This window comes from Streptomyces sp. PCS3-D2 (genome assembly GCF_000612545.2).
Taxonomy (GTDB): Bacteria; Actinomycetota; Actinomycetes; order Streptomycetales; family Streptomycetaceae; genus Streptomyces.
Window position 1 is genome coordinate 524,864 of record NZ_CP097800.1, and the last position, 25,981, is coordinate 550,844.

At 73.3% G+C, this 25,981-nt stretch carries 12 protein-coding genes; 2 read left to right on the forward strand and 10 right to left on the reverse strand.

Features of this window, described 5'->3' with window-relative positions; translation table 11 throughout:
• Positions 1 to 48: 48 nt before the first annotated feature.
• The 8 genes from AW27_RS02135 to AW27_RS02170 form a co-directional block, all read right to left on the reverse strand.
• Positions 49 to 1,749 (reverse strand): ABC transporter ATP-binding protein, encoded by a 1,701-nt coding sequence (locus AW27_RS02135; protein ID WP_037918336.1) that lies wholly within the window; start codon positions 1,747 to 1,749, stop codon positions 49 to 51.
• A complete protein-coding gene (locus AW27_RS02140) occupies positions 1,736 to 12,709 on the reverse strand; it encodes a non-ribosomal peptide synthetase (RefSeq protein WP_037917047.1) in 10,974 nt (3,657 codons plus the stop codon). Before AW27_RS02140 ends, AW27_RS02135 begins: the two co-directional genes overlap by 14 nt.
• 7 nt (positions 12,710 to 12,716) lie before the next feature.
• Positions 12,717 to 14,570, reverse strand: a complete 1,854-nt coding sequence (locus tag AW27_RS02145; protein ID WP_052030122.1) for an ABC transporter ATP-binding protein — start codon at positions 14,568 to 14,570, stop codon at positions 12,717 to 12,719.
• Positions 14,571 to 14,572: 2 nt separating this feature from the next.
• Complete coding sequence (locus AW27_RS02150) at positions 14,573 to 15,631, reverse strand: iron-siderophore ABC transporter substrate-binding protein (protein WP_037917045.1); 1,059 nt, start codon at positions 15,629 to 15,631, stop codon at positions 14,573 to 14,575.
• 77 nt (positions 15,632 to 15,708) lie between these two features.
• Entirely contained in the window at positions 15,709 to 16,530 is an 822-nt protein-coding gene (locus AW27_RS02155) for an ABC transporter ATP-binding protein (RefSeq protein WP_052030233.1), read from the reverse strand.
• Between the two features lie 117 nt (positions 16,531 to 16,647).
• Positions 16,648 to 17,739, reverse strand: coding sequence for a FecCD family ABC transporter permease (locus AW27_RS02160; RefSeq protein WP_106967511.1), 1,092 nt, complete (start codon positions 17,737 to 17,739; stop codon positions 16,648 to 16,650).
• Positions 17,736 to 18,794: a FecCD family ABC transporter permease gene (locus tag AW27_RS02165; RefSeq protein ID WP_037917043.1), complete on the reverse strand. Its 1,059-nt coding sequence runs from the start codon at positions 18,792 to 18,794 to the stop codon at positions 17,736 to 17,738. The genes AW27_RS02160 and AW27_RS02165 overlap by 4 nt, the downstream gene beginning before the upstream one ends.
• A gap of 41 nt (positions 18,795 to 18,835) precedes the next feature.
• Positions 18,836 to 20,212 (reverse strand): lysine N(6)-hydroxylase/L-ornithine N(5)-oxygenase family protein, encoded by a 1,377-nt coding sequence (locus AW27_RS02170; RefSeq protein WP_052030121.1) that lies wholly within the window; start codon positions 20,210 to 20,212, stop codon positions 18,836 to 18,838.
• 271 nt (positions 20,213 to 20,483) lie between these two features.
• On the opposite strand from AW27_RS02170, the gene AW27_RS02175 reads away from it, so the two are divergent.
• On the forward strand, positions 20,484 to 21,431 hold the full coding sequence (locus AW27_RS02175; RefSeq protein WP_037917041.1) for a methionyl-tRNA formyltransferase: 948 nt from the start codon (positions 20,484 to 20,486) through the stop codon (positions 21,429 to 21,431).
• A 223-nt stretch (positions 21,432 to 21,654) separates the two neighbouring features.
• On the opposite strand, the gene AW27_RS02180 is transcribed toward AW27_RS02175, so the two are convergent.
• Together AW27_RS02180 and aceA are read right to left on the reverse strand one after the other, a co-directional pair.
• Positions 21,655 to 22,689 (reverse strand): 3-hydroxybutyryl-CoA dehydrogenase, encoded by a 1,035-nt coding sequence (locus AW27_RS02180; RefSeq protein WP_078555924.1) that lies wholly within the window; start codon positions 22,687 to 22,689, stop codon positions 21,655 to 21,657.
• 96 nt (positions 22,690 to 22,785) lie between these two features.
• Positions 22,786 to 24,075 (reverse strand): isocitrate lyase, encoded by a 1,290-nt coding sequence (gene aceA / locus AW27_RS02185; protein WP_037917040.1) that lies wholly within the window; start codon positions 24,073 to 24,075, stop codon positions 22,786 to 22,788.
• Positions 24,076 to 24,459: 384 nt separating this feature from the next.
• Here aceA and AW27_RS02190 point away from each other — a divergent pair, with 384 nt between their 5' ends.
• Positions 24,460 to 25,866: a short-chain fatty acyl-CoA regulator family protein gene (locus AW27_RS02190; RefSeq protein ID WP_037917038.1), complete on the forward strand. Its 1,407-nt coding sequence runs from the start codon at positions 24,460 to 24,462 to the stop codon at positions 25,864 to 25,866.
• Positions 25,867 to 25,981: the final 115 nt, after the last annotated feature.

Consider the following 25,981-nt stretch of genomic DNA (forward strand, 5'->3'; position numbering starts at 1 on the left):
GTCTGACGGCTCGGCGCCCCGGCGGCCCGCCGGTCGTCCGGCCACCCGTCATCGGGCCACCGCCCGGCAGTAGTCCCGGTCGGTGGCGAGGAGGTTGCGGTGGGTGTCCTCGGCCGTGATGCGGCCGTCGTCCAGGACCAGGACCCGGTCGGCGGCGTCCAGGAGGGCCGGGCTGCTCGTGATCACGAGGGTGGTCCGGCCCCGGCGCAGCCGCGCGATGTTGCGCGCGATCAGCTGCTCGGTGACCGCGTCGACCGCCGTCGTCGGGTCGTGGAGGACGAGGACGTCGGTGTCGGCGGCCAACGCCCGGGCCAAGGACAGCCGCTGGCGCTGCCCGCCGGAGAGGTTGGCGCCGCGGTCACGCACGGCGTGGTCGAGCCCCTCGCGGTGCAGGGCGACGACGTCGGTCAGTACCGAGGCCTCGACGGCCTCCGGGACCGTCCGGCTGCGACCGGACGGGTCGATGTTCGTCCGGAGCGTCCCCGCGAAAATCTCCGCGTCGTACGGGTTCACCAGCAGGTGCTCGCGGACCGCCTCCACCGACAGCCCGGCGAGCTCCTGGCCGCCGAGCCGCACCGTGCCCTCGTAGGCACGGGGCGGGACCCTGACGGCCAGGACGTCGGCGAGATCTACGGCGGCGCGCGGCTGGTAGGCGGCGATCGCCACGAACGCGCCCGCCGGGACGCGGAACGTCAGGCCGTGCAGGGCCCCGTGACGGATGCCGTCGACCTCCAGGCCGCCGTCGGCGGCCGGGCGCCGCGCCCCCGGTACCGCAACCGGGGGCGCGGTCAGCACCAGCGCCATGCGCTCGGCCGACGCCCGCGCCGTCATCACGTACTTGGGCATGTCCGAGAACATCCTGAGCGGCTCCATGATGAACTGTGCCAGCCCCACTGCCATCACGAGCTCGCCGAGGGTGATGCGGCCGTCGAAGGCCAGCCCGCCGGCCGTCAGGGTCACGGCGACGGCCAGGGCGGCGTTGAGGGCCGCGGCCGTGCCCGCGTACACGCCGTTCACCCCGGCCACCGTGACCGCCTGGTGCTTCGCCTCGGCGCTGACCTTCCGGTACGAGCGGAAGGCCGCATGGTTGCCGCCGAAGCCGTGCAGCGGGCGCAGGCCCGTGATCAGGTCGGCGACCTTCGCCCCCGCCCGGGCCACCCGGGCCTGCTGCTCGCGGGTACTGCAGCCGATCCGCCGGGACATCACCGACAGGACCGACAGGATCGTCACGGTGCCGACGATCACCAGGAGCCCGAGCCCGGGATCGGCGAGCCCCAACGCGACGGCGGCGACGAGCACCGCGACCAGCGAGCTGATCAGCAGGGGCACGACCTCGATGATGTCGGCGGTCTGGTCGGCGTCCTCGGTGGCGATCGTGAGCACCTCGCCGGACCTGACGCCGGCGTCCCCGGCCACGGGCTGGAGGCCGCAGTCCGCGACCCGCACCCGCCAGCGGTGCGCCTCCGTGGTGTTGGCCTTCTGCAGGATGCGCATGCCGAAGCGCCACGACAGCGACACCGTCGTGATGATCACCGCCAGTGCGGCGATCGACAGGACCAGTGCTCCGGGGCCGCGGTCCCGCATCGTGTGCTCGACGATCAGGCCGAGGGCGATGGGGAAGGCGGTCTCGCCGGCCTGGTAGAGGCCCATGAGGACGGTGCCCCGGGCCATGGCGCCGACGTTGCGGCGCAGCGCGATGCGCAGGATGTCGGACCCCGAGCGGGGCCGCTGCGGGTCAGGAATCGTCATCGAGGTGGCGGGCAATCGCTTCCGGGGTGCGCAGGGTGAACAGGTCACGGATCGTGATCACTGGACCGTACTCCCGGCGGAGCAGCCCGATCAGCCGGACCGCCAGCATCGAGTGCCCGCCGAGGGCCACGAAGTCGCCGACCGCGCTCACCTCGTCGTCCTCCAGGTCCAGCGCCTCGGCGAAGAGCGCGCAGACGGCCGTCTCCGTCCCGGTCCGGGGGCGGCGCTCGCCCGCCGTGGTCAGCGTTCCCAGCGGACTGGCCTCCGGCAGCGCCCCGGTGTCGGCCTTGCCGTTCACCGTCAGCGGGATGGCGTCGACTTGGGCGTAGTGCGTCGGGCGCAGGAAGTCCGGCAGGGCGGGGGCCACTTCGGCGGCCACCGTCGCGAGGTCGGCGTCGCCGTCCAGTACGAGGTAGGCCGCCAGCCGGTGGGCGCCGTCGACCTGCGGATCGGACTGGGCGACCGCGGCGGCGAACCGGACCCGCGGGTGCGCCGCGAACGCGGCCTCCACCTCACCCGGTTCGACGCGGTGCCCGCGGATCTTGACCTGCCGGTCGGTGCGGCCCAGGTACGCCAGGTTGCCGTCGGACCGGCGCACCACCAGGTCTCCGGTGCGGTACATGCGCTCGCCGGGCGCGCCGAACGGGCAGGCGACGAACCGGTGCGCGGTCAGGGCGGCCTGCCCGAGGTAGCCGCGCGCGATGCCGATGCCCGCCACGTACAGCTCGCCGGGAACCCCGTCCGGCAGCGGGCGCAGCCACGGGTCCAGGACGTACGCGTCGGTGTTGTCGACGGCCACGCCCACCACCGGGTCCGCGCACTCGAAGGTGCCGACGCCGAGGGTGTTGATGGTGTACTCGGTCGGGCCGTACAGGTTGTAGCCGGCGGTGCCCTCGGTCTCGGCGAGCCGGCGCCACAGAGGGGGCGTGACGGCTTCGCCGCCCAGCAGGACGAGGGCGGGCCGCCGGTCGGGGTCGTCGAGCAGTCCCTCGGCCACCAGTTGCAGGGCGTAGGTCGGGGTCACGTTGACGACGTCGATGCCGTGGTCGGCGCAGTACTCGGCCAGCCGGGGGGCGTCGCGCCGCAGTTCCTCGTCGCAGACGTGCACCTCGTGTCCGTCAGCGAGCCACAGCAGTTCCTCCCAGGACATGTCGAAGGCGAAGGACACGGTGTGCGCGATCCGGAAGACCCGGTGACCGTGCTCCGCCAGCACCGGCTCGAAGATGCGGCGCTGGTGGTTGATCAGCATGTTGGTCAGGCCCGCGTATGCGGTCACCACGCCCTTGGGCCTACCGGTCGATCCGGAGGTGTAGATGGTGTAGGCGGCGTGCCGCAGCCGGTGCGGGTCGTCGGGGGTGAAGGTCGTGAAGGGCTCGGTCTCGGGCAGGGGCCGGTCCAGCTCGATCAGTTCGCCGGGCAGCCGGTCCAACCGGGGTGACACCGCGGCGACGGTGAGGATCACCTCCGGGCGGGCGTCCGCGACGATCGCGGCGATCCGCTCGTCCGGGTGGTCCAGCTCCAGCGGCACGTACGCGGCGCCGGTGCGCAATACGGCGAACAGTGCCACGATCGCGTCGGTGGAGCGCGGCACGGCGAGGCCCACGGTCGCCTCGGGGCCGATGCCGCGGGCGGCGAGTACGCCCGCGACGGCACGGCTGCGGTCGCGGAGGTCGGCGAAGGTCATGACGTGTCCGCGGGCGACGAGGGCGGTCCGGTCGGGGGCGCGGTCCGCCGCCCGGTCGAACCGGTCGACGACGGTGTCCGTGCCGATGTCGGTGCGCTCCGCCGGCACCGGCCACGGCCCGGGGCCGCGCAGGGCGCCCACCGGTCCCCTGCTCCGGGCGAGGTCGTCGAGCAGGCGCAGGTAGTCGTCCAGGAGCTGCCGGGCCGCCGGGGTGTCGTGGTGGCGGTACTCCAGTTTGACCGCGATGCGTTCACCGGGGGTGACCACCCAGGTGAACGGGTAGTGCGTGGAGTCGTCGGCGCGTACGGCGGTGATGCCGTGGCGGGCGTTCATCTCGGCGAGGGCTTCCAGGTCCAGGAAGTTCTGGAGCACGAACAGGTTGTCGAAGAGCGTGTCGTGTCCGGCGGCCCGCTGGATCTCCCCCAGCCCGATGTGCTCGTGCTCCATCGCCTCGACCCGGGACGCCTGCACGGCCGCGAGGTAGGCGGCGACGGTGTCGTCCGGCCGCGGCCGTGTCCACAGGGGCACGGTGTTGAGCAGGACGCCGACGATGCCGGACCGGCCCTCTCCCTCCCGGCCGGAGACGGTCACGCCGAACACGGCGTCGCCACGGCCCGTCCGGGCGCCCAGCAGGAGGCCGAAGGCGCCGGTCAGCAGGGAGTTCAGGGTGACCCCGTGGCCGCGGGCCGCGTCCCGCAGCAGCTGGGAGCGATCCGCGCCGAGCGTGTGCACGAGGGTGCGCGGCGGGCCGTCTGCAGGGGCCGGGGCCGGTCCGGCCAGCAGCGTCGGGCCGGACAGGCCGGTCAGGTGCCGTGCCCAGAACAGCTGCGCCGGCGCGGAGTCCCGGGCGGCGAGCGCCCGGGCGTGGTCCTCGAAGCTCGGGGAGGCCGGGGCGGGTGCCGTCAGCCCGCCCCCGACGGCGGCTTCGTAGGCGGCGAAGAGGTCGCGGAGCACGATCTCCCGGGACCAGCCGTCCCACAGCAACAGGTGGTAGCTGAGCAGCAGGCCGTCGCGGCCGTCGGGGCGGCGTACCACGGTGAGCCGGATCAGCGGCGGCCGGCCCGTGTCGAATCCGGTGGCGCGGTCGCGGGTGAGCAGGTCCTCGACCTCGGCGTCCGTCGTGAGGTCCACCGTGCGGACGCCGAGGCGGCGCCCGGCCGCAAGGACCTGCACGGCGCGGCCGTCCTCGTCGGTGGCGAAACCGGCGCCCACCGCCGGGTGGCGTGCGAGCACCCAGGCCATCGCCTCGGCCAGGGCGCCGGTGTCCAGGCGCCGGTCGAAGGTGAACCAGCTCTGCGCGACGTACTGTCCGGCCGGTCCGGCCAGCTGGGCCTGGAAGAACAGGCCGCGCTGGAGCGGGGTGACCGGCGCGGTGCGCTCTGCGGTCGTGGTGGCCTGCGCGATGCGTTCCACTGCTTCCCGCCAGTACCCGGTGATTGCGTCGGGGACGCCCTCGGCGAGGGTGAAGGCGGCGTGCAGGCTCCCGGTGGCCGCGTCCGTCCAGGCGTTGACCTCGACGGCGTAGGGGGTGCTCCGGTCGCCGCCGGTGATGTGCAGGGCCTGTGACTCGGCGCCCCGGCCGAGGTAGTTGAACAGCACCTGTGGGTGGGTGTCCAGCAGGGGGGCCGTCTGCGGGTCGAGGTGGCGGAGCCGGCCGTAGGCGCGGTGGGCGCGCTCGTCCGGGCGCCGTGCGGCGATCTCGCGGGCCGCCGCCACGGGATCGGTGTGCGCGGAGAGGCGTACGGGTGCGACGGAGGTGAACCAGCCGACGGTGCGGGTGTAGTCGTGGTGGGGCAGTACCGGGTCCCGGCCGTGCCGCTCCAGGTCGACCGCGAGGTCGGTGGGTACGGGCTGGATGCGGGTCAGTGCGGTGCGCAGCGCCCCGCACAGCAGCTCGGTGAGGCCCACGCCGAGCGCAGCGGGCGCGGTGCGGGTGACGAGGTCGCCGATGCCGGGCGGGAGCACGACGGTCGTGTCGCGCGTCGCCCGGACGGCGGGCAGCAGCGCGGGCGCCCGGAGCGTGCCGATCCAGTGCCCGAGGCCGTCGTGGTCCGGGTGGGCCGACGGGTCGGCCAGGGCTCGCGCATACGCGGCGTACGACGTGGTCGCCGGCGGCACGGGGGCTCCGCGCAGGGCCGCGTCCAGGTCGTCCAGCAGGATCAGCCAGGACACCGTGTCGACGGCGAGGTGGTGCACGGCGACCACGAGGGTGCGGGTCGCCTCCAGCCAAGCGAACGCGACGACTTCCCCCGTCTCGGGATCGAGACGTCCGGCGGCCTCGTCGGCCGCGGCCGACGGGTCGGTGGTGTCCGCGCGGACGACGGTCACCCGGCGGGGTGGTCCGATGCGCAGGGACCAGACGCCGTGCTCGACGCGCAGGCGCAGCCGCAGGGCCGGGTGGGCGGCCACGACGGCGTTCGCGGCGCGCTCGGCTTCGGTGAGTCCGGCGCCCTCGGCGGCCGTCACCGCCCTGGCCTGGGCGAAACGGGCGAGCGAGCCGCCCAGACTACGCTGGCGCAGGACGATCGGGGTCACGGTCAGCGGGCCGTCCTCGGGAGCGGCGGGCCCGGTGGGGGGTGGCGGTGCCGCGCCGTGCGGGGTGGCCGCCGCCAGGTGCGCGGCGAGGGCGCGCGGGGTCCTGAGCAGGAACACGTCCCGCGGTGCGATCGTGAGGCCGCGGGCCCGGGCCCGGTTGACGACGGTGATGGCGAGGATGCTGTCGCCGCCGGCGCGGAAGAAATCGCAGTCCGCGTCCGCGGCGGTGCCGGGCAGCGTGTCGGTGAAGATGCCGACGAGGACCGCGAGTGCGGTGTCGGCGCCCGTCGCGGGCGCCTTGCGCGCCGCGTCGGCGGCGTGGGCGGCGTGGGCCCGTTCGGCCCGGGCCGCCCGCTCGGTGAGGGCCCTGCGGTCCAACTTGCCGTTGGCCGTCAACGGCAGGGCGTCGACGGGCAGCACCCTCGCGGGCACCATGTGCGCGGGCAGCCTCGGGGCCAGCAGACCGGGGAGGTCGCCCGGAGGCCGGCCGACAACGTGCGCGACGAGATGGTCACCGCTGTCGGCGACGGTGACGGCCGCGTCGACGACGCCGTCGAGTTCCCTGATCACGGCCTCCACCTCGGCCGGCTCGATCCGGAAGCCCTTGAGCTGGACCTGGTCGTCGGCACGGCCGGTGAACTCCAGGTCCCCGTCGAGGGTGCGGCGGGCGAGATCGCCCGTGTGGTACATGCGGGAGCCGTCGCCCGCGAACGGGTCGGCCACGAACCGGCCCGCGGTGAGACCGGGGCGGCCCAGATAGCCCAGCGAGAGCTGGCCGCCCGCGACGTAGACGGCGCCGACCCGGCCCGGCGGCACCGGCCGGAGCCGGTCGTCGAGGAGACGGACGGTCAGGCCGGGGATCGGGCAGCCGATCGGGACGGCTCGGCCGCCGCGCTCGAAGTCCCGGTCGGTCAGGGCCCGGTGGGTGACGTGCACGGTGGTCTCGGTGATGCCGTACATGTTGACCAGCTCGGGCGAGGCGGTGCCGTGCCGTTCGACCCAGCCCAGCAGCCGCCCGAGGTCCAGCGCCTCGCCCCCGAGGACGATGCGGCGCAGTGCGGGCAGCGGCTCACCGGAGTGCCGGTCGGCCTCGATGAACTGGTAGAAGGCGGAGGGGGTCTGGTTGAGCACGGTGACGGCGCGTTCGCGCACCAGCCGGTGGAAGTCGACCGGGGAGCGGGTCAGCGCGTAGTCGGGCACCAGCAGCTCACCGCCGTGCGCCAGGGCGCCCCACAGCTCCCAGACCGCGAAGTCGAAGGAATAGGAGTGGAACTGCACCCACACGTCGCGAGGCCCGAAGTCCATGGCGGGGCGGGTGTTGGCGAGCAGGGCCACCACGCTGGAGTGCGGGACCACGACGCCCTTGGGCCGGCCGGTGGAGCCGGAGGTGTGGATGACGTACGCGGGATCGTGCGGGCCGGGAGGGGGTGCCGGTGCGGCGGGTGCCGCGGGGTCCTGCGGCAGCGGCTCTCCCTGGACGAGCACGCGGGCGGCGAGTCCCGCCCGGGCCACCAGCCGGGCCAGGCGGTCCCGTTGCCCCGGGGCGGCGAGGACCACCCGTGGAGCGGTGTCGGCGAGGACGTACTCCAGCCGGTCGTCCGGGTGGGCCAGGTCCAGGGGTACGTAGGCGCCGCCCGCGGTGACGACGGCCACCAAGGCGGCGACCTGCTCCACGGAGCGCGGGACGGCGACGGCGACGCGCTCCCCCGGTCCGACGCCGGCGGCGCGCAGGGTGGCGGCCAGTGCGTCGCGTGCGGAGGACAGTGCGCCGTAGGTCAGCGAGCGGGTGCCGCCGTCGAGGGCACACTGGGTGACGGCCGTGGCGTCCGGGTTCCGGCGGACGGCGGCGTCGAAGAGGGCGTCCAGTGTGGTCGCCGCGGCCCGCGCGACGGGGGCCGGGTGCCGGGTGCGGCCGGGTGCCGGGCCGTCGACCGGGGCGTCCGGACGGGTGAGGAGGCCGGTGAGGGTGTGGGTGAAGTCGGACAGGATCGCGCGGGCGCCCTCCTCCCGCAGGAGCGCGCCGTCGTGGATCAGGTTGAAGCGGGTCCGGCCGTCGGGCGCCCGCTCCACCACGAGGGTCAGCGGATAGTGCGGGGCGCCCTCGTTCACCACGCCGGTGATGGACAGCGGGCACCCGGGCACCCGTAGGGCGGCGGTGTCGGCCTCGATGTCGAAGACCACCAGGGTGTCGAACAGCGGGCCTGCACCGACGTGGCGGCTGATGCGGGCGAGTGAGACGTGCTGGTGGTGCAGGACGGCGCCCTGGTGCTCGCGGACCGAGGCGAGCAGCTCGCGGGCGGTGGTGGCGGCGGTCCATCGGGCGCGGACGGGAACGGTGTTGATGAAGAGGCCGACCATGTTTTCGATACCGGGGACGTCCGCGTCGCGCCCCGACACCGTGGACCCGAAGACGACGTCCCGGCCGTGCAGGAGGCCGCCGAGGGTCACCGCCCAGGCGCTGTGCACGGCAACGCTCAGCGGCACGCCGGCCGAGCGGACCGCCTCGTCGAGACCGTCGTCCGCGTCCACGGCCGTGTCGGCGAACCGGTCCGACGGCAGGTGTCCGTCGGCGACCAGCGAGGGGCCGGGCAGATCGGCGAGCTGTTCGCGCCATACCCGGTCGCTCTCGCCGTCGTCGCGCGCGGCGAGCCGGCGCAGGTAGTCGGTGAAGGCGCCGACGGGGTGGACGGTGCCCGGTGCGTGGTATTCGGCGAGCAGCGCGCGGAGCATCGGCGGCACCGACCAGCCGTCGGCAATGATGTGGTGCACGGTCTGGACCAGGAAGGTCCGGCCGGCTCCGGCCCGGATCAGCGTGTAGCGCATGAGGGGGCCGGTGGCGAGGTCGAATCCGGCGCGGCGGTCCCGTTCGGCGTGGTCGCGGATCTCCCCGTCGGTGATGCCGGGCCGGTCCAGGACGGTGAACGGGGCCTGTAGGCCGCCGTCGAGCACGCACACCACGCGGCCGTCGGCGAGGGGTGTGAAGCGGGCGGCGAGGTTGGGGAAGAGGGCGAGCAGGCGGGTGGCCGCGGCAGCGAGCCGGTCGGCGTCCGCCTCGCCCTCCAGGGTCAGCAGTTGCTGCTCGACGTAGCGGCCCGCGGAGTCGTCGTCGAAAACGGAGTGGAAGTACAGGCCTTCCTGGAGCGGCGTCAGGGGCAGGACGTCGCGCAGCGCGGGGCCGTCCAGTTCGTCGACGTCGGCCTGGGTGAGGGCGGCCAGGGGGAAGTCGCCGGGCGAGTGGCCGCCCGTGCCGAGCGCCGCGATCGCGGCCAGGGCCTGCTGGAAGTACCCGCCGATGGCCGCGCCGTCCTCGTCGGTGAGCAGTCCCTGCGGCCAGGAGAGGGTGGTGACGAGTTCGTGGGCGCCGGTCGGGCCCGGTTCGGCGGCTGCGTTGAACTCCAGGGCACGCGGGAGCCGCATCGCCGGGTCCCGGGTCTCCCCCAACTGACGGGTGGCTCCGCACGGTTCCCAGTCCCGTGCTGATCCTGAGTCGAGGCGGCCGAGGTAGTTGAAGAGCACCTGGGGTGCCGGTGTGTCGAACCGGGCGCCGGACAGGTGGCGCAGGACGCCGTGGGAGAGGCCGCCTCGCGGGACGCGGGCGAGGTCTTCCTTGACGGCCTTGAGGGCGGCCGTCAGGTAGCCGGGGTCGCCGGGATCGGCCGCCGTGCCCGGGTCGACGGTGACCGGGTAGAGGGTGGTGAACCAGCCGACGGTCCGGGCCAGTTCCGGTTCGAAGCCGGCTCCGTCCGCGACGAACCGGGACTCGCGGCCGTGCCCCTCCAGTTCGACGTGGGCGAAGGTCTGGTCCTGGCCCAGGTCTCGGCGCCACCGGGCGAGCGTGATCGCGAGCGCGGTCAGCAGCACGTCGTTGACGCCCGTGTGAAATCGCGCGGGGATGTCGCCGAGCAGGGCGGCCGTGGCCTCGGGGCCGACCGAGACGGTCGTCGTGCGCTCCCGGGCGACGGTGTCGTCCGCGCGGAGCGCGCGCCGGCCCACGAGTGCGTCCGGCCCCGGCAGGGCGCGCCCGAAGTGGGCGCGGTCCTCGTCGAAGGCGGCGCGCTCCAACAATTGGGTCCAGCGCCGGAACGAGGTGCCCACCGGCGGCAGTTCGATCGGTTCGCCGGACGCGTACTGCCGCCACGCGGTGGCGAGGTCCGCCATCAGGATCCGCCACGACACGCCGTCGACCACGACGTGGTGGGCGACGAGGACGAGTTGCCGGGCGGCACGGCGCCACACGGCGCGCAGCATGACGCCGCCCGCCGGGTCCAGCGCCCCGGTGGCGAGCGCGACGCACGCGTCGAGCGGCCGGTCGCTCTCCTGCCACCCCACGGCGTCCCGGTTCGCGGGGGCCGGGACGTCGAAGCCCCAGCGGTCGCCGCGGACCAGTCGGGCCCGCAGCATGTCGTGGCGTTGCACGACGGCGGAGAGGACCGTGTCGAGGGCGACGGCGGTCAGGTCCGCGGGGGTGTTCAGCACGACGGACTGCACGAAGCCGTCGACCGCGTCGGTGGTCTCGCCGAGCCAGCGCACGATGGGCGAGCCCGTCACGGAGCCGGTCGCGACGTCCTCGTGGTCCTCGGCGGCGGCCTCGACGGGGCTCGCCACCGCGGCCAGCGCCCCGATCACACTGTGGGTGAAGATCTGCCGCGGTGTGAGGTGCAGGCCCGCCCCGCGCAGTGTGCCGAGCAGCGAGATGGCGAGCAGGCTGTCACCGCCGAGCCGGAAGAAGTCCTGGTCGACGCCGACCCGGTCGAGCCGCAGGAGCGTCGCGACCGCCGCGCAGACCAGGCGCTCGTTCTCGGTGGCGGGCGGAGCCAGCGGGGCCGGGCCTTCGCCGGGCTCCGGCAGCGCGCCCCGGTCGAGCTTGCCGTTGGCGGTGAGCGGGAACTCCTCCATGACGACGACGCGGGCGGGCACCATGTGCTCCACCATGTGCTCGGCGGCCCAGTCCCGGACCTCCTCCGCCCGCAGGTCCTCGCAGCCCGCGGCCGGGATCACGTAGCCGACCAGGCGGGTGCCGCCGGCGGCGTTCCGCTGCGCGACGACGCAGCTGTGGCGCACCCGCGGATGTTCCGCGAGGCCGGCCTCGACGTCCTCGATCTCCAGCCGCATGCCGCGGATCTTGATCTGGTGGTCGGCTCGGCCGAGGAAGTCCAGCGATCCGTCCGGCGCGTACCGGGCCAGGTCACCGGTCCGGTACAGCCGTGAGCCGTCCCGGGCGAAGGGGTTGGCGACGAACCGGGAGGCCGTCAGGCCGGGGGCGCCGGCGTATCCGCGGCCCAGGAGGAAGCCGCCGACGTACAGTTCGCCGCCGACGCCGACCGGGACCGGGCGCAGTTCGCCGTCGAGGACGTAGAGCTGGGTGTTGGGGTTGGCCCGGCCGATGGACGTGGAGAGGCGTTCCGCGGCACCCCGGTAGATGACGTGGGAGACGCCGATCGTCGTCTCGGCCGGGCCGTAGCCGTGGTACATCGGTATGTCGAGTCGGGTGCGGAAGCGTTCGTACAGTTCCGGGGTCAGGACCTCGCCGCCGCACCAGACGTGCCGGAGGCTGTCGAGCCGGCCGGAGTCGCCCGTGATCTCCAGCAGCACGTCCAGCATCGACGGCACCAGGTAGGTGAAGGTCACGCGCTGGTCGGCGACCACACCGAGCAGGTGGTGCGGGTCGCGTTCGCCGCCGGGCCGCAGGACGACCAGCCGGCCGCCGGACACCAGCGGCAGGAAGATCTCGTTGATGGAGATGTCGAAGGACAGGGGTGCCTTGAACAGCGCCGCGTCGTCGCGGCCGAGGCCGAGGACCTCGCCGGCCTGCCACAGCAGGCGCTCGCTGATCGCCTCGTGCCGGATCATCGCTCCCTTGGGCCGGCCGGTGGAACCGGAGGTGAAGATCACGTAGGCGAGGGCGTCCCCGGGTGTGGTGACGCCCGGATCCCCGACGGGGTGGCACCCGTGGCGCCAGTCGCCGAGGCCCACGGCCACGGCGGCGGGTTCGCCCGGATCGTGCTCGCCCGAACCGTTGAGCTGGAGCACGACACCCGCGTCCTCGATGATTGCGGCCCTGCGCGCGGCGGGCCACTGCGGGTCGAGCGGTACGAATGCGGCGCCCGCCCGGAGCACGCCGAGGAGCCCGACGACCATGTCCGCGGAGCGCGCCAGCGAGATGCCGACGACCTGTTCGGCTGTGACGCCGCGGTCGAGGAGGTGGTGGGCCAACTGTCCGGAGAGCTCGGCGACCCGGCGGTACGTCAGGCTCCGGTGCTCGTCGACGACGGCGACGGCGTCGGGGCGGGAGCGGGCCTGCTCCAGGAACAGCTGCACGACGGTCGGGCGGATCCGGTCCGCGCCGGTGTCGTTCCACTCGGCCAGGGTCTCGATGCGCGCCGCCGCGCTGGAGGGGGCGATGGTGCCGAGGGGCCGGTCGGGGAAGTCGGCCAGGTCGTCGAGGGCGAGCTGTGCCTCGGCCGGCGGGACGCCTTTCGGGAGGGTGATGCTGCGGGCGTCCGCGCCGACCTCCCAACCGGGCGCGCCGGGGCCGCCGCCGTCGACCCATCCCAGGACGTCGGTGAAGGCGGTGGAGGGCGTGAGTTCCATGCCGTCGGGGCTGCGGCCCGTCGCCCAGTAGGCCAGCCCGACCGAGCACGCCGAGGCGATGGTCCGGTCGCAGTAGTCGCCCGCTCTGCGGCGTACTGCGGCCAGGCGCGTGGGGGACAGCCGTACGAGACGAGCGATCGGTTCCTTCATCGACGACTCAACGCTCCTTCGGTGTCCACGGGTCGGCCCACCCGGACCGGGTGGGCCGGGCCCAGGCCGTGTTCCGGCTTCCCTCGCGCCAGGCACGCCACAGGTGCGCGTACCGGCCGCCCAGGGCCACCAGTTCCTCGTGTGTGCCGTGCTCCACGACGCGGCCCGCGTCGAGGACGGCGATCCGGTCCGCCGCCATGGCCTGTGTCAGCCGGTGCGCGACGAGCAGCGTGGTGCGGCCGGCGCACGCGGCGAGCACGGCCCGCTCCAACCCGGCCGCTCCTTCGCTGCCGGCCTCGGCGGTGGACTCGTCGAGCACCACCACGGGCGAGCGGGCCAGGACCAGCCGGGCGAGCGCGATCTGGGCGACTTTGGTGGCGTCCAGGCGTTCGCCGCCCTCCCCGACCGGGGTGTTCGGGCCGTCGGGCAGGGCGTCCACCCAGCCGTCGGCGCCGACCGTGCGCAGGGCGTCCGCCAGTTCGTGGTCGGTCGCCTCCGGTGCGGCGAGCCGCAGGTCGTCGGCGAGCGGGCCACAGAACACGTGCGTCTCCTGCGTCAGGATGCTCACCAGGGCGCGCGCGCCGGCCTCGTCGAGGCCGGCGAGGTCGGTCCCGCCGATGCACACTGATCCGGCCTGTGGGGTCCCGATGCCGGCGACCAGCGCGGCCAGGGTCGACTTGCCGGCGCCCGTCGCCCCCACGAGGGCGAGGGAACCGCCGGCCGGGATGGCCAGGTCGACGTCGCGCAGGACGGGTTGCTCGGAGCCGGGGTAGCCGAAGGTCAGGCCCTTCACGGTGACCGGATACGCCGCGTCGGCCGCCGGGGCGTCAGCCGGGACGCCGACGAGCCGGTCCTCGGCGTCCTCCCCGAGCACCCCGACCAGTCGGGTCAAGCTCGCGCCCGACTTCTGCGCCTCGTCGAAGGTGAACATGATGGATCCCAGCGGGGTGAAGAGCCGGTGGAAGAGCAGCGGGGCGGCCGACACCTCGCCGAGGGTCGCGGCCCCGGCCTCCAGCAGGGCGTACCCGGTCGTGATGATGAGGACGAGTCCGATGTACTCGGCACGGTTCTCCCGGCCGACGAACCGGCCGAAGAGCCGGAAGACCTCGATGCCGAGCTCGCGGACCCGCCACGACTCGGTGGTGACCTTCTCCCGGAAGGCGTCCTCCAGGCGGTAGGCGCGGACCGTGTCGATCCCGTTCAGCCCGCTGATGAGCGCCTGTGCGCGGTCCGCCTGGACCGCCCGCTGCCGCCGGTAGAGCGGGGCGGAGCGGGGCAGGTACCAGCGCAGGGCCAGCGCGTACGCGGGCAGCGCCCCGGCTCCGGCCAGACCGAGCCGCCAGTCGAGGCCGAACATGCCGAGCGTGGCGATGACGACCAGTACGCCCGCCGAGAACACGGTGGGGACGGCCGTGCGGATGCCCCGGGACAGGACGGCGACGTCGTCGCCGACGCGGGACAGCACGTCGCCCCGGCCGACCTGTTCGATCCGGGCGCTCGGCATCCCCAGCACCGCCCGGACGGCGCCTTCCCGCAGGCGGGCGAGGAGACCCGCGCCGAGCCGCCCGACCAGGTGGGTGGACAGGCCGGTGGCGGCGGCGCCGAGGAGCGCGGCGGCTGCCATCAGCGCGCCCGTGGTGACCAAGACCGAGCGCGGTCCGCCCGCGACCACCCCGTCGACGACCCGGCCGAGCAGCAGCAGCGGGAGCACCTGGAGCGCCGCCCCGGCCACTGTCGTCAGGACGGTGGCGGCCGTCAGCCAGGGCACCTCGCGGCAGTGTGCGGCCACCCAGCGGGCGGCCTCCCGTCCGGTCGTGGTGCGCAGGGCGGCCGGGGCGGCGCAGGTGTCCGGGGCGCTCACCGTCAGCCGGCCGACGTGACGAGTTCGTCGATCGCGTAGGGCAGGGAGAGCAGGGTGCCCTGGGACATGGCCGCGCCGACGGCCGGGCCCTCGCTGTCCAGGAGGTAGGAGACCCGGCCGTTGCGGACCGCGTTCAGGTGGGTGAAGAGCTCGGACTTCTTCAGCGCTTCCTGGTCCGCCCGGTCGGCGATGACGAAGATCCGGTCGACGTCGACGAGGTCCATGCGCTCCGGGGAGAGCGTGGTGTAGAACCTGCCGTCGGCGATCTTGTCGATCTCGGCCTGGCCCTGGTAGCCGATGCCCGTCACGAGTCGGCCGCGCACGTCGGTGGTGGTGAAGGGGGCGACCGAGTCCTTGTACCAGGACAGTGCGACGGCGGTCTGGTGCGCGAACTCCGGGTGCGCCTTCCTGGCCGCGTCGAGCTTGTCCTGGATGCCCTTGACCAGTTCGGTTCCCCTGGCCTCCTGGCCGAGGGCCTTGGCGATGTGGACGGCGTTGTCCTGCCAGGGGGCGCTGAAGGGCTCCTTCTCGGCCCTGGTCCGGCCCACCGTCGGTGCGATCCTGGTGAGCTTCTCGTAGGAGGCCCGGTCGATCTCGGAGTAGACGGCGATGATCAGATCCGGCCGCAGCGCGGCGATCTTCTCGTAGTTCGGGCCGGCGTCGCCGTTGTTCATGACGACATCGGGGCGGGTGTCGCCCCACTTGGCCTTCGTCCAGGGCCACTGGGTGTTGAGGTCGGGACTCGTGCCGGGCGGGTTGGGGTACTGGTCGACCATGCCCACCGGCTTGATCCCGAGGGCGAGGACGGCCTGGTCGTCGGTGTAGCCGACGGAGACGACCCGCTTCGGGGCCCTGTCGATCCGCGTGGATCCGAAGGCGTGCTCCACGGTGACCGGGAAGGTGCCGGCTTCGGTGGCCGGGGCGTCAGGGCCGCTCCGTGCGGCCGGGTCCGCCGGGCCGGAGCCGCAGCCGGCCAGGAGGCCGGCTCCGAGCGCCGCGGCGGACACGGCCGCGGCGGCCCGTGCCCGGGGACTGGTACGAGTCGTTCGATGGAGAAGCATCCGCAATCCCTTGCTTTCGTGCTGTCCATGGCGCCCCCGGCCCGAGGGCAGGCACACGATATCGCCCCCAAGTGAGGCTAGCCTAGCCTTACTTGAACCGTATCTTTGTCCGCCTGATCCGGCGTCACATGGGTGCGGCCGATCGGCACGATGAGGGGCCTGTCCCCCACCGGGTCGTCGATCACCCTGGCCCGCAGTCCGAAGGCCTCCCGGAGCAGACCGGCGGTGATCACCTCACGCGGGTGGCCCTGCGCCAGGATCGTTCCCGCCTTCATCACGACGAGGTGGTCGCTGTAACGGACGGCCAGATTCAGGTCGTGCAGCACCAGGACGACCGTGCATCCGGACTCGTGGAGGTCGTCCACCAGATCGAGCACGTCGACGGCGTGCGCCAGGTCCAGGTAGGTGGTCGGCTCGTCGAGCAGCAGCAGGTCGGTGCCCTGGGCCAGCGTCATGGAGATCCACACCCGCTGGCGCTGGCCTCCGGACAGGGAGTCGACCGGGCGGTCTGCCAGATCGGACACCCCCGTCATGGCGAGCGCGCGCTCCACCACGTTGGCGTCGTCCGACGACCACTGCCGCAGCCAGCTCTGGTGCGGATGCCGGCCCCTGGCGACCAGGTCGGCCACGGTGAGCCCCTCCGGCGCCACCGGGGCCTGCGGCAGCAGGCCGAGCTTCCTGGCCACGTCCCTGGTCCGGAGCCGCGCGATGTCGTCGCCGTCCAGGACGACGACCCCCCGGGTAGGCCTGAGCAGCCGCGCCAGGGTCCGCAACAGGGTCGATTTGCCGCAGCCGTTGGCCCCGATGATCGTGGTGATCACCCGGGGCGGGACGGCCACGTCGAGGTCGTCGATGACGACCCGGCCCCCGTACCCGACCGTCACTCCCCTGGCCACCAGCCGCGCGGTGTCCGCGCCCTCGGCCGCACCCCTGGCCGCGCTCCCGGCCGCGCCCCCGGCGCCGTGTTCCTCGGCCACGCCTCCCCCTCGGTCCGTGCCTGCCCGAACATGTGTCGATCAACGAAGATTGGCCCGTACCAGGAGGTACACGAGGAAGGGACCGCCGATCGCGGCGGTGACCACCCCGACCGGCAGGGTGATCGGCAGCGTCGTACGCGCGACCAGGTCCGCGCCGGTCAGCAGCAGGGCCCCGGTCAGCCCGGAGGCCGCCATCGGCGGCGTCGGACACCTCGTCAGGCGCATCGCCACCTGCGGTGCCACCAGCGCGACGAAGGAGACGGGCCCGGCCGCGCTCACCGCGACCCCGGCCAGCAGCACCGCGCACAGCAGCAGGACGGCCCGCACGAGCGTACGGCGGACGCCCAGGCCCGTGGCCACGTCGTCGCCGAGATGCAGCGGCTTGAACTGGAACGAGGCGGCCGCCACGACGGCCACCAGCGCGAGCGTGCACCAGAGCGCCACCCGCACATCGTCCCAGGAACGGCTGTCCAGGGAGCCGATCAACCAGGCCTGCGCCCGGGCCACGTCCCTGATGTCGGCGGTCACCAGCAGCCAGGTCGTGACGGCCTCCATCACCGCGCTCACGGACAGGCCGATGAGGACGAGCCGGAAGCCGTCGATCCCGCGCCGCCAGGCGAGCACGTACACGAGGAGCCCCGTGCCCAGACCACCCGCGAGAGCTGCACCGGACAGCCCCACGGAGTTGACGACGGCCGTGGCGCTCCCGCCCGACACCGTGACCAGGAACACCGCGACCGCGCCGGCGCCCCAGGTGATCCCGAGGATGTCGGGGCTGGCCAGCGGGTTGCGCGCGATGGACTGGGTGATCGCCCCCGACACGCCCAGGGCGACTCCCACGACGCAGCCGGCCAGGGCCCGGGGCATCCGAAGGTCCATGATCACGAATTCGTCGACCGGCTCGCCCCGGCCCAGGACCGTGGAGATCACCCGGGGCAGCGCGATGGGGAAGTCCCCCACGCCGATGGACACGCAGCAGGCGAGGAAGGTCGCCGCCGCCAGCAGGAGTGTGACGCAGACCAGCCAGGGCCGCCAGACGAACGACATCCCGCCGAGCCGCACACCCGGTGCCAGCGGAGGCTTCTCCCGCGGCCGGTGCGGGTCGGCGACGTCCATGCCGGGCCCGGTCATGCGCCCGTGAACTTCCCGCGCCACACCAGGACCGCGAAGAAGGGGGCGCCGAGGAGCGCCACGACGACACCGGCGTCCAGCTCGCCCGGCCGCACCAGCAGTCGTCCGGCCATGTCGCAGACCAGCAGGACGACGGCACCGAGGAGACCCGCGTACGGCACGAGCCAGCGGTAGTCCGGCCCGGTCAGGTAGCGGGCCAGGTGGGCCACCATGAGCCCGAGGAACGCGATGGAGCCGCACGCCGCCGTCGCGGCCCCCGCCAGCAGGGTGATGGCGATGATGCCGAGGGTCCGGTGGAGGGCGGTGTTGACGCCCAGGCCCCGCGCCACGTCGTCGCCCAGGTTGAGCAGGTTGAGGGCGGGCAGCGTGGCCGCTGCCAGCACCAGCCCGGCCGCGATGAAGGCGGTCACCGGCCTGATGACGCCGAATCCGACGCCGGCCACCGAGCCCGCGTTCCAGAAGCGCAGCGCGTTCAGTGACGCCTTGTCGGACAGCGCGACCGCCGTCGTCATCGCGGCGAGGAACACGGTGACCCCCTGTCCGGCCAGTGCGAGGGTCAGCGGGTTGCCGGCCCCTCGGCCGATGCCGGCCAGCCCGAACACCAGGACGCCCGCGACCACGGCCCCGGCGAAGGCGAACCAGACGTACTGGAAAGGGTTCGCGAAGCCGAGGACGGCGATCACCGAGACCACGGCGAACGAGGCGCCCGCGTTCACGCCCAGCAGGCCGGTGTCGGCGATCGGGTTGCGCGTGTAGCCCTGGATGAGCGCCCCGCCCACCCCCAGGGCCACTCCGGCCGCGGTGGCGAGCACCGTGCGCGGGAGCCGTACCGTCCGCACGATGAGCTGGATCTCGGTCAGCCGGTGGTCGGCGCTCGGCCCGGCCGACAGTCCGTACCAGACCTCGGAGGGACTGAGCCCGCGCGCACCGACGCCCAGTGACGCGGCCATCGCGATCAGCAGGATCACCGCGAGCGTGACCGAGCCGGCGACCCTCCGCCTGCGCGCCTGTGTCGTGCCCGTGGGCAGGGGACGTTCCAGTGCCATCACGCCCATGTCGCCCTACGCCATCCCTTCCGTCCGCCGGTGGACTGGAGTCAGTGGAATCGGCGCCGGTCGGCGGGCAGCCGCACCGCCGGCGCCCCGGAGACCGTACGGGCCTGGCCGGAAGCGGATTGCGGACCGCGCCCGAGGAGCGAGTCGAGGATCTCGCCCACCCGGACGGCGGTGTTGGACAGCAGGGACGAGGTGATGCCGTGGGTGTGCTCCGTCCCGCCCTGCACGTAGATCCCGCAGCGCAGTGCGGGGTCCGTCGCGATGCGGTAGTCGCGCCGGACCCGGACGCGCCCCTCGCCGTCACGCAGGCACCGCCCGGCGGCCTCACCGAGCAGGCCGAGGGGGTCTGCGGGACGGTACCCGGTCGCGAAGACCACGACGTCGGCGTCCAGCGGGGTCTCTTCACCGGTGACGAGGGACCGCACGGTCACGCGAACGCCCGCCGAGGTCTCCCGGAGGGCCGCCAGCCGGGAGACGTTGAGGAAGCGGAGGCGCTCGGTGCCCAGCACCTTCTCCCGGTACATCCGCCGGTACAGGTCGTCGATCAGGTCGATGTCCACCACGGAGTAGTTGGTGTTGCCGTGGTAGTCCATGAGCCGGTGCTTGACGTCCTCCGGCGCGGCGAAGAACTCGCCCACGGCATCCGGGTCGAAGATCCGGTTGGCGAAGCCGCTGTCGTCGGCGGGGCTGTACCCGTAGCGGGAGAAGACGGCGCAGACCTCGGCCTCCGGAAAACGGCGGTGCAGGTAGGCGACGTTCTCGGCGGCACTCTGCCCTGCGCCGACGACGATGAAGCGGGAGGGGGCGCCGCCGTCCAGGCCGTCGACCTTCGTCAGCAGATCCGAGTTGTGCCAGACGCGCTCGGTGCGTTCGACACCGTCCGGCATGAAGGGGCGCAGACCGGTGCCCAGCACGATGTTGCGGGCCCGGTGGAGGGCGAGTCCCTCCCCGGAGCGGACCGTGACGTCGAGGTGCTCCACCGCTCCGTCACGGGCGACGGGCGTGACGCCGACGACCTCATGTCCGTAGGAGACCAGACCGTCGACCTTGTCCGCTGCCCACTCGAAGTAGTCGTGGAACTCCACACGCAGCGGGAAGAGGTTCTTGTGGTTGATGAAGTCGACCAGCCGCCCCCTGCTCTTGAGGTAGCACAGGAAGCTGAACTCGCTCGCCGGGTTCCGCAGCGTCACCAGGTCCTTGAGGAAGCTCACCTGCATGGTCGCGTCGTCGATGAGCATCCCGCGGTGCCAGCCGAAGCGTGGCTGCTGCTCGAAGAAGCGGGCGTGGACCGCCTCCCGTCCGCCGACGCGTGCGTTGTGCTCGCTGACCGCGATGGCCATGGCCACGTTGGACGGCCCGAAGCCGATTCCAACGAGGTCGTGGACCACCGGGGATTCGCCAGGACGAACCTGTGCCATGTCACTCCCATCTTGCGAGGACGGCCACCGAGCCGTGGGGACGCGCGACCGCGGGCCGGACCCCGGCGGACGCGGAACTCGGGCACGCCGACGACGTCACGACCATGAGACTTAGGCAAGGCTAAGCTCATTTCCAGGACGCTGTCGATAGGCGGAGCGGACGGTCACCCTTCCGAGCGACCTTCAACTCCCTTGCGCACTAGGGCCATTGCACGCTTAGGCAAGCCTTGCTTTACTCGACGTGGCCAACCGCCTGCGCCGAGGAGGAACCATGCGGGTCGTCATGTTCGGTTACCAGACCTGGGGGCACCGCACCCTGCAAGCCCTCCTGGACTCCGAGCACGACGTGGTCCTGGCCGTGACGCACCCCCGGAGCGAGCACGCCTACGAGAGGATCTGGAGCGACTCCGTCGCCGACCTCGCCGCAGAGCACCACGTCCCCGTCCTGCTCCGCGACCGCCCCGACGACGACGAGCTGTTCACGCGTCTGGAGGCGGCGAACCCGGACATCATCGTGGCCAACAACTGGCGGACCTGGCTGCCCCCGCGCGTCTTCGGCCTCCCCCGCCACGGCACCCTGAACGTCCACGACTCGCTGCTGCCGAAGTACGCCGGCTTCTCGCCCCTGATCTGGGCGCTGATCAACGGTGAAACCGAAGTCGGCGTCACGGCGCACATGATGAACGACGAACTCGACGCCGGCGACATCGTGCGGCAGGAGGCCGTCCCGGTGGGGCCGAAGGACACCGCCACCGACCTCTTCCACCGGACCGTCGACCTCATCGCGCCGGTCACGGTAGGCGCCCTCGGCCTCATCGCCTCCGGGCAGCGGGAGTTCGTGCGCCAGGACCGGTCGCAGGCCAGCTTCTTCCACAAGCGGTCCGTCGAGGACAGCCGCATCGACTGGACCTGGTCCGCGGAGGAACTGGACCGTCTGGTACGGGCCCAGTCCGAGCCCTACCCGAGCGCCTTCACCTTCCACCGGGGCAGGCGGATCGAGGTCCTGGCCGCCTTCGTGTCGCAGGGCCGCTACGGCGGCACGCCCGGCCGCGTCTTCTACCGCGAGGGCGACGGCGTGGTGATCGTCGCGGGCGCCGACGCCCGCTCCGGCCGCAACCACGGGCTGGCCATCACCCGGGTGCGGACCGAGGACGGGCGCGAGCTGCCGGCCGGCCGGTACTTCACCTCGATGGGCGGATACCTGACCGGGCGCCCCTGAGCACCGGCTCCTCCAACACACCAACACACCAACACACCGACGCACCGGCCGGGGCGCGGCGACACCGTGGAAGGCCGTCGCCCGGCACCACTGCCCGGGTTCCGGAAGGCCGCCGCCCGCGTACGGCGAGAGCAGCGCCGTGGGGTGCGGCGGACACCACTCCACCGCACCCCGCTCACCGCGCGCCGCCGGGCCCCTCAGCCCGGCGGCGGACCAGGGTCCCTCATCGGCCCTGGTCGTACGTGTGGAACCCGCGGCCGCTCTTGCGGCCCAGGAGGCCCGCCTGCACCATCCGCGACAGGAGCGGGGGCGGGGCGTAGAGGGGTTCCTTGAACTCGTCGTAGAGCGATTCGGCGATGGCGGCGACGGTGTCCAGGCCGATCAGGTCGGCGAGCCTGAGCGGCCCCATCGGGTGGGCGCAGCCCAGTTCCATGCCCGTGTCCACATCGGTCGCGGTGGCGAAGCCGGACTCGGTCATGCGGATCGCCGAGAGCAGGTACGGGACGAGGAGGGCGTTGACGACGAAGCCGGCCCGGTCGGTGGAGTGGACGACCGTCCTGCCCAGGACGTCACGGGCGAAGGCCTCCACGGCCCCGACGGTCTCCCGGGAGGTGTGGAGCGAGGAGACGACCTCCACGAGGGGGAGCACGGGGACGGGGTTGAAGAAGTGCAGTCCCACGACCCGGTCGGCGCGGCCCGTGGCCATGCCCAGGCGCATGACCGGCAGGGAGGAGGTGTTGGTGGCGAGGATCGCCGCAGGATCCTCCACGATCTTGTCGAGGGCCGCGAAGGTCTCCGTCTTGATCGCGGTGTTCTCCGTGACGGCCTCGACGACCAGCTGCCGGTCGGCGAGTTCGTCGAGGCTACCGGCGAAGACCAGCCCGGCGAGGGCGTCTTCGGCGGAGATCCGGTCCAGCTTTCCGCGCTGGACGGCGCGTTCGAGGGACATGGCGACCCGTTCGCGCGCGGCCAGGGCCGCGCCGGCGTCGACCTCGCAGACGACGGTGTCGAGTCCCGCGCGGGCGCAGACCTCGGCGATTCCGGCGCCCATCCGCCCGCCGCCGACGATGCCGACGCGGCGGATCGGGGCGGCGCCCGCGGCGTCCTCGGCCGGCCCCTGCGGGGCCGCGGCCCGGTGGCCGCGCGGGCTCGCATCGCAGTGCGGCGGGACGCCGCTGACGTGCGCGGGGAACGCGTCGTGACGTTCGGCCGGTGCCGCGCGGGCCGGGTCCCGGGGCGTGGTCGCGGTGGTGGACATGCGGTCTCCTGACGGAGGCGGGACGGGAGCGGGTGGGCGGAGCGGGAAGGTGGAGCGGGAAGGTGGAGGAGAGGACCGGGGAGCCGGGGAGACGGATCAGTGGAACTGCTCCTCCTCGGTCGAGCCGGCGAGCGCGGTGGTGGAGGAGTCCGGGTTGACGGCGGTGGAGACGAGGTCGAAATAGCCGGTGCCGACCTCGCGCTGGTGCCTGACCGCGGTGAACCCGTGCCGCTGGGCGGCGAACTCGCGCTCCTGGAGGTCCACGTAGGCCGTCATGCCGTGCTCGGCGTAGCCCCGGGCCAGGTCGAACATGCCGTGGTTGAGGGAGTGGAAGCCGGCCAGGGTGATGAACTGGAACTTGTAGCCCATGGAGCCGAGTTCGCGCTGGAACTTGGCGATCTGGTCGTCGTCGAGGGTGGCCTTCCAGTTGAAGGAGGGCGAGCAGTTGTAGGCCAGCATCTTCCCGGGGAACTCCGCATGGAGGGCCTCGGCGAACTCACGGGCCTGGGCCAGGTCCGGGGTGCCGGTCTCCACCCAGATGAGGTCGGCGTACGGGGCGTAGGCGAGACCGCGTGCGATGACGGGAGCCATGCCGTTGCGTATGCGGTAGAAGCCCTCGGCGGTGCGCTCGCCGGTGCTGAACCGTGCGTCCCGCTCGTCGACGTCGCTCGTCAGCAGATTCGCGGCCAGCGCGTCCGTACGGGCGATGATCAAGGTCGGAGTGTCCGCGATGTCGGCGGCGAGCCGGGCCGCGTTGAGGGTGCGGACGTGCTGCGAGGTCGGGACGAGGACCTTGCCACCGAGGTGGCCGCACTTCTTCTCGGAGGCGAGCTGGTCCTCGTAGTGGATGCCGGCCGCGCCCGCCGCGATCATCGCCCTGGTCAGCTCGAAGGCGTTGAGCGGGCCGCCGAAACCGGCTTCGGCGTCCGCGACGATCGGCGCCAGCCAGTCCGTCGCGTCGGCGCCTCCCTCGGCGGTGGCGATCTGGTCGGCGCGCAGGAGGGCGTTGTTGATGCGGCGCACCACCTGCGGGACGGAATTGACGGGGTACAGGCTCTGGTCGGGGTAGGTGTGGCCGGCCTGGTTGGCGTCGGCGGCCACCTGCCAGCCGGAGAGGTAGATCGCCCGGAGGCCCGCACGGACCTGCTGCACGGCCTGCCCTCCGGTCAGCGCACCGAGGGCGTGGACGTAGTCCAGCTCGTGGAGCTGCCTCCACAGGCGCTCGGCGCCGCGCCGGGCCAGGGTGTGTTCCTCCCGCACGCTGCCGGAGAGCCGCACCACGTCCTCGGCCGTGTAAGTGCGCTCGATGCCCGCCCATCGCGGGTCCGTGGCCCAGCGCTGCGCCAGCCGCTGCGCCGCTGCCGTGGTCGTGTTCGCCTCTGCCATGACCGTCACCGTCTCCGTGAGTAGCTGGGGCTGCCAATGCTGTCGCCGGGCACGGCAAGCCATTGGCACTGTGTGCCCGAACCTTGGGTCGCGGCCGCCGAACCCCACCATGGACGGAGCTGAGCAATGCGCCGGGCGGCCGAGCCGGACTGCCGGAATATCCGACATCAGGGAGCGATTCACGCCCCGACCGCCCGTCTCGGCCGCCGGGGTCCGGCGGTCCGCAGGACGACTCTGACACTGGCACCGAGTGTCAACAAGGAGTGCTGTCTGCCAAGTTCTGCGCATCTTCCCGCCGGTTTCTGCCATGCTTGCGAAGCTTCGGGGGAGGCGTGGTCGCCCATGCCCCGGAGCCCGGCCGAAGGGCCCGAGGAGGGGGTGTGGGTGAGCAAGACCTACGCGGGGGCGCGCCTGCGGCGGCTGCGCGAGGAACGCCGGATGAGCCAGGCGGAACTGGCCCGGGTCCTCGGCATCTCGCCCAGCTACCTCAACCAGATGGAGCACGACTCCCGCCCGCTGACCGTCCCGGTACTGCTCCGGCTGACCGAGGCATTCGGCGTCGATCCCGGCTTCTTCTCCGAGCGTGACACCAGCCGGCTCGTGGCCGACCTGCGCGAGGCGCTCGCCGGAGAGGTCGCGCAGGCCCGGGTGTCCCCGTCCGACCTGGCCGAGCTGGCCCAGCGGATGCCGGCCGTCGCGTCCGTGCTGGTGGACCTGGGCCGGCGCAGCCAACTGCTCGCGGAGCGGCTCTCGGAGACGGCGGACGGCAGGGACGGGGCGGGGGGCGTCGCGCCACGCTCGCCCCACGAGGAGATCCGCGATTTCTTCTACCGGCGGCAGAACTACCTGCACGACACCGACACGGCCGCCGAAGCGCTGGCGCGGGAGATCGGCATCGAGCGCGGGGACGTGCTGCGCGTGCTGGCGGACCGGCTCTCCGGCCGGCACGGGATCCGGCTGACGACCGGCTCCGACCGCCTCCACCACTTCGACGCGGGCGCGCGGGTCCTGCGCCTGTCCGGCCGACTGCGGCCTGGCCAGCAGGCGTTCCGGATGGCCACCCAGCTCGCGCTGGTGGAGCAGGGAGCCGAGCTGGACCGGCTGGCTGCCGAGGACTTCCCGCCCGGCTCCCCCGCGCACGGCCTGGCCCGGATCGGCATCGCGAACTACTTCGCGGCCGCGCTGATCCTCCCGTACGGCGTCTTCCACGCGGCAGCCGAGGAGTTCCGGTACGACATCGACCGGCTCACCGACCACTTCGGCCTCGGCTACGAGACTGTCTGCCACCGCCTCAGCACCCTGCAACGCCCCAGGCTGCGCGGGGTGCCCTTCTCGTTCGTACGGGTCGACCGGGCCGGGAACATGTCCAAGCGGCAGTCCGCCACCGGATTCCACTTCTCCCGTGCGGGCGGTACCTGCCCACTGTGGAACGTCTACGAGGCCTTCGCCGCGCCCGGTCGCATCCACGTCCAGATCGCCGCCATGCCCGACGGGCAGCGGTACCTGTGGACCGCGCGTTCCGTGACCCGCCACCGCGGCGGCTGGGGCGAACCCGGCAAGACCTTCGCGATCGGCCTCGGCTGCGAGATCCGGCACGCCTCCCGGCTGGTGTACTCCGACGGCCTCGACCTCGGCAACGTCTCCGCCGCCACACCCATCGGCATGGGCTGCCGCCTGTGCGAACGGCTCGACTGCCCCCAGCGGGCCGTCCCTCCGCTCGGCCGCGCCCTGGCGGTCGACGAGAACAGCAGCACCTTCATCCCCTACCCCGTGGTCCGCGAGAAGGACTGATCCGACGGAGGGGCGGGCGACCGATGGGAGATCCGCCGGAACCGGGCGGGGGCCGCAACCGACCACCTGACCGGAACCGGCGGGGCGTCGTCCCCGAGAGCGAATCCTCGGATCA

Coding starts and splice junctions, on each gene's coding strand:
- AW27_RS02165 (WP_037917043.1), bottom strand. CDS start 18,794: ATGGGCGTGATGGCACTGGAACGTCCCCTGCCCACGGGCACGACACAG.
- AW27_RS02135 (WP_037918336.1), bottom strand. CDS start 1,749: ATGACGATTCCTGACCCGCAGCGGCCCCGCTCGGGGTCCGACATCCTG.
- AW27_RS02160 (WP_106967511.1), bottom strand. CDS start 17,739: ATGACCGGGCCCGGCATGGACGTCGCCGACCCGCACCGGCCGCGGGAG.
- AW27_RS02180 (WP_078555924.1), bottom strand. CDS start 22,689: ATGTCCACCACCGCGACCACGCCCCGGGACCCGGCCCGCGCGGCACCG.
- AW27_RS02170 (WP_052030121.1), bottom strand. CDS start 20,212: ATGGCACAGGTTCGTCCTGGCGAATCCCCGGTGGTCCACGACCTCGTT.
- AW27_RS02150 (WP_037917045.1), bottom strand. CDS start 15,631: ATGCTTCTCCATCGAACGACTCGTACCAGTCCCCGGGCACGGGCCGCC.
- AW27_RS02175 (WP_037917041.1), top strand. CDS start 20,484: ATGCGGGTCGTCATGTTCGGTTACCAGACCTGGGGGCACCGCACCCTG.
- aceA (WP_037917040.1), bottom strand. CDS start 24,075: ATGGCAGAGGCGAACACGACCACGGCAGCGGCGCAGCGGCTGGCGCAG.
- AW27_RS02140 (WP_037917047.1), bottom strand. CDS start 12,709: ATGAAGGAACCGATCGCTCGTCTCGTACGGCTGTCCCCCACGCGCCTG.